Annotated in this window: 4 protein-coding genes; all 4 read left to right on the plus strand. The window is 62.1% G+C overall.

Features of this window, described 5'->3' with window-relative positions; translation table 11 throughout:
- Positions 1-196: 196 nt before the first annotated feature.
- Entirely contained in the window at positions 197-886 is a 690-nt protein-coding gene (locus Q7S20_02970) for a response regulator transcription factor (GenBank protein ID MDO8500781.1), read from the plus strand.
- A 6-nt stretch (positions 887-892) separates the two neighbouring features.
- Positions 893-2,353, plus strand: coding sequence for an ATP-binding protein (locus tag Q7S20_02975; protein MDO8500782.1), 1,461 nt, complete (start codon positions 893-895; stop codon positions 2,351-2,353).
- A gap of 105 nt (positions 2,354-2,458) precedes the next feature.
- Positions 2,459-3,178: an energy transducer TonB gene (locus Q7S20_02980; protein MDO8500783.1), complete on the plus strand. Its 720-nt coding sequence runs from the start codon at positions 2,459-2,461 to the stop codon at positions 3,176-3,178.
- Between the two features lie 27 nt (positions 3,179-3,205).
- The coding region (locus Q7S20_02985; protein ID MDO8500784.1) for a MotA/TolQ/ExbB proton channel family protein at positions 3,206-3,665 on the plus strand (460 nt) is incomplete at its 3' end.

Raw genomic sequence — 3,665 nt, forward strand, 5'->3', positions numbered from 1 at the left:
TTGTCTTTGCTGGGAACTCGAGCACTCTGATTAACGGAATGAAGCGCCTTTCCCTCTAAAGCGTTTTTCACCGTGTCTTCGTGTCTCCGTGGCACGCAGGGCGGCTCGCCTCCATCCTGCCAACTCGAAACTGACCCACTACGTCTGCGTGGCACAGCCCTCTGCGTCTCGCCTGACAATGTAAATTGTCAGGCATATGAAGATTCTCGTGATCGAAGACGATCCGACGGTTGGCCAGTTCGTCAAGCGCGGGCTGGAGCAGCAGCGATGGGTGGTGGACCTCGTCGCCAACGGGGATGAAGGCGAGCAGCTTGCCGCCGGTGGTAGCTACGATCTCATCATCCTCGACATGCGGCTCCCCGGGAAATCGGGGCTGCAGGTTCTCAACGGTCTCCGCGCCCGCGGCTTCGAGCGGCCTGTGCTCGTGCTCACCGCGCAGGACGCGATCGACGCGAAGGTCGAGACGCTCCGGGCGGGCGCCGACGATTACGTCACCAAGCCATTCGCGTTCGAAGAGCTGCTTGCGCGCATCGAAGCCCTTTCACGCCGGCCGCGCGTGCTCGTATCGCCGGCGCTCAAGGTCGCCGATCTCGAGCTTCATCTCGACACGCGCGAAGTCACTCGCGCGGGCGCTCCGATCGAGCTCACGCCCAAGGAGTACACGGTTCTGGAGTACCTGATGCGTCACGCCGGACGTGTGATGAGCCGCACGCTCATCACCGAGTATGCATGGGGCTATCATTTCGACCCCGGCACGAACATCGTGGACGTCGTCATCAATCATCTCCGAAAGAAGATCGACGCGTCCCATTCGCCAAAGCTCATTCATACGATTCGCGGCGTCGGGTACGTGATTCGAACCGACGCGCCGTCGTCCAGGGGCTGAGGCCGCATGGCGTCCTCCCGCACGAACATCACCGCTGCGTTCGTCGCGGGCCTCGTTGCCGTTACCGGCGCGCTCGGCCTCACTTTCTGGACGGTACGCAATGCCACCGTCTATGGGGACATCGCGCGCTACGCCAGCACTGAAGCGGATCTCGCCACCCGCCTGATACTGGAGGCGGGAGAAGGAGCACAGTCGGTTGTCATCGGACCCGACACCGCCGCGGAGATGTTTTCCATCACCCCGCGGCTCCGCGCGATGCTCAACGCATTCCCCGGGTATCTGGTTGTAAAGGACCGGCAGGGTCTGGTGCTGTTCCAGTCGGCCGAGGTGCGGCGTCTCAGCAACGCCGACGCGGCACTCCTGTCGGATCAACTCACCAATCTTCAACCCGGCGGGCCGGCGGGTCTGCTGTCACTCGACGGTGCGCAGGACCGGCTGCTCCTCGTGGCACAAAACATCGCGGATTCGACCAGCAGCAGCCTTGGGAAGGTCGTGGTGGGAGTGCCGACGCAGGACGCGACCGCGCTTCCGCGCGAGCTCATGATCGCTCTCTTCGTCATCGCGCCCGTCGTCATCGTAGCTGCCGGCTGGGGAGCGTGGGCCACGCTCGGAATCACGTCGCAGCGCATCGGGAAAATCACTCACGACGTCTCCGCGATCAGTGACGGCCGCAGTCTGCACCGCCGTCTCAGCATTGAAAACGCGGGTCAGGAATTCGAGGAGCTGATCGCCACGCTCAACGCGATGATCGAGCGCCTGGAGACATCTTTCCTCGGACTCCGCCGATTCACCGCCGACGCGAGCCACGAGCTGAAGACGCCGCTCGCCGTTCTGCGCGCCGATGTCGAGCGCGCGATGAGTGAGCCGTCGCCGGCGGACCGGATGGTGGCGCTCGAAGAAGCACTGCACGAGACGACGCGCATGGCTGACCTCGTGGAAAGTCTGCTCACTCTCGCCCGCGCCGACGAAGGACGTTTCGACATTCACCGCGAGCCAGTGGAGCTCAAGCCGCTCGTCGAGGACGTGTACGAGACAGCGCTGATACTTGGCGAGGGAGCGGAAGTGACGGTGAATCTTCCGTTCACCGCTGAAGTCACGGTGATGGGAGACCCAACGCGCCTCCGTCAGCTCTTCCTGAATCTCGTGACGAACGCGATCAAGTACACGCCCGCCGGCGGCAAGGTGGACATCGGCCTTGGATTGCATCCGGACAACGTCACGTTCGCCGTGCGCGACACCGGAATAGGAATTGCCGCCGCCGATGTGCCTCACATCTTCGAGAGATTCTGGCGCGCCGACCGCGTGCGATCGAGAATGTCCGAGCGCGGCGGCTTCGGCCTCGGACTGGCGATCAGCCAGTGGATCGCCCAGGCGCATGGTGGCACGCTCACTGCGTCGTCAAGGCTCGGGCGCGGGAGTCTCTTCACTGTCACACTGCCTCTTCCCCAGCAGGCGGCGAAAACATGAACAATTCATTAAGCGGGAATTCATTGATTCTTAATCTTCCCGCTATTACGTCGGGCATTTGCTCCGGGTAATCTACATATCATCAAACCCTTACTCGGTGATTGAATGTTCAACCTACTGATCGAGTCCAGGCCCAGGCGGCAGAAGATGGCTGGCGGTACGCTGTTCAGTATCATCTTCCACGGGACTCTGGGCGCTGCCGCGGTAATCGCTACGGCGAGTGCTGGCATCGCCAGCGACAAGTCCAAGGCCGAGAAGATCCAGTTCGTGGAGATGAAGAAGGAAGCTCCGAAGCCGAAGCCGAAGGAGCCGCCTGCTCCGCCGCCCAAGGACGTGGTCGTCAAGGCCCCGCCGCCGAAGGGATTCCAGGTGCTGCGCGCGCCGGTGGAGATCCCGATCAAGATTCCCGACATTGACCTTTCCAGGAAGGTCACTGACGAAGCCGACTTCAGCGGAAAGGGCGTGAAGGGCGGCGTCGCCAAGGGAGTCGAAGGCGGCACGCCACAGGTGATTGACCCCGGCCAGACGTACTTCGACTTCCAGGTGGAGAAGCAAGTCTCTCAGATCCTGGGCACCGGATCGCCACGTTATCCCGACGCGCTCCGCTCCTCGGGCGTCGAGGGTGAAGTCCAGGCCCAGTTCGTCGTGAACGAAGAGGGCCGCGCCGAACCAGGCTCCTTTAAGGTCATCAAGGCGACCAACGATCTCTTCGCCAGTGCGGTGCGTTCGGCTCTCCCGAACATGCGCTTCTACGCGGCCGAGGTCGGCGGAAAGAAAGTGAAGCAGCTCGTGCAGCAGAGCTTCCAGTTCAAGCTCGACAGATAACCAACTCTTACCGGAGATCCGGATACAATGCAACTCTCGCTTCTAGACCTTTGGAACCAGATGGGCGGGTTTGCCCGTGGCATCGTGTTCACCCTCGTCATCATGTCCGTCTGGTCGCTCTCGGTGACCATCAAGAAGTGGTGGGACCTCAGGCAGGCACAGAAGGAAACCCGTAAGTTCGCTCCCGAGTTCTCGCAGTTCCTCGAGGAGGACAACCTCGCCGAGGCCGTTACGCTCGCCGACAAGTACAAGAGGTCGCACGTCGCACGCGTGCTTGGTGGGGCACTTACAGAGATCCGGCCGCTGATTCATGATGGATCGGTGACGGTGGGCGACATCAACTCGGCTGAGCGCGCGATCGAGCGCGAGATGCTGATGACGATCACGGACCTCAAGCGCGGCCTGGGCGTTCTGGCAACCACCGGCGCGACCGCTCCGTTCGTCGGACTTTTGGGAACCACGATGGGAATCGTGAACTCCTTCGCCG

This window comes from Gemmatimonadaceae bacterium (genome assembly GCA_030647905.1).
In the GTDB taxonomy this organism is placed as follows: domain Bacteria; phylum Gemmatimonadota; class Gemmatimonadetes; order Gemmatimonadales; family Gemmatimonadaceae; genus UBA4720.

Excerpts from the sequence above, each read along its gene's own strand:
- Q7S20_02970 (MDO8500781.1), top strand. The coding sequence starts at position 197 with ATGAAGATTCTCGTGATCGAAGACGATCCGACGGTTGGCCAGTTCGTC.
- Q7S20_02975 (MDO8500782.1), top strand. The coding sequence starts at position 893 with ATGGCGTCCTCCCGCACGAACATCACCGCTGCGTTCGTCGCGGGCCTC.
- Q7S20_02980 (MDO8500783.1), top strand. The coding sequence starts at position 2,459 with ATGTTCAACCTACTGATCGAGTCCAGGCCCAGGCGGCAGAAGATGGCT.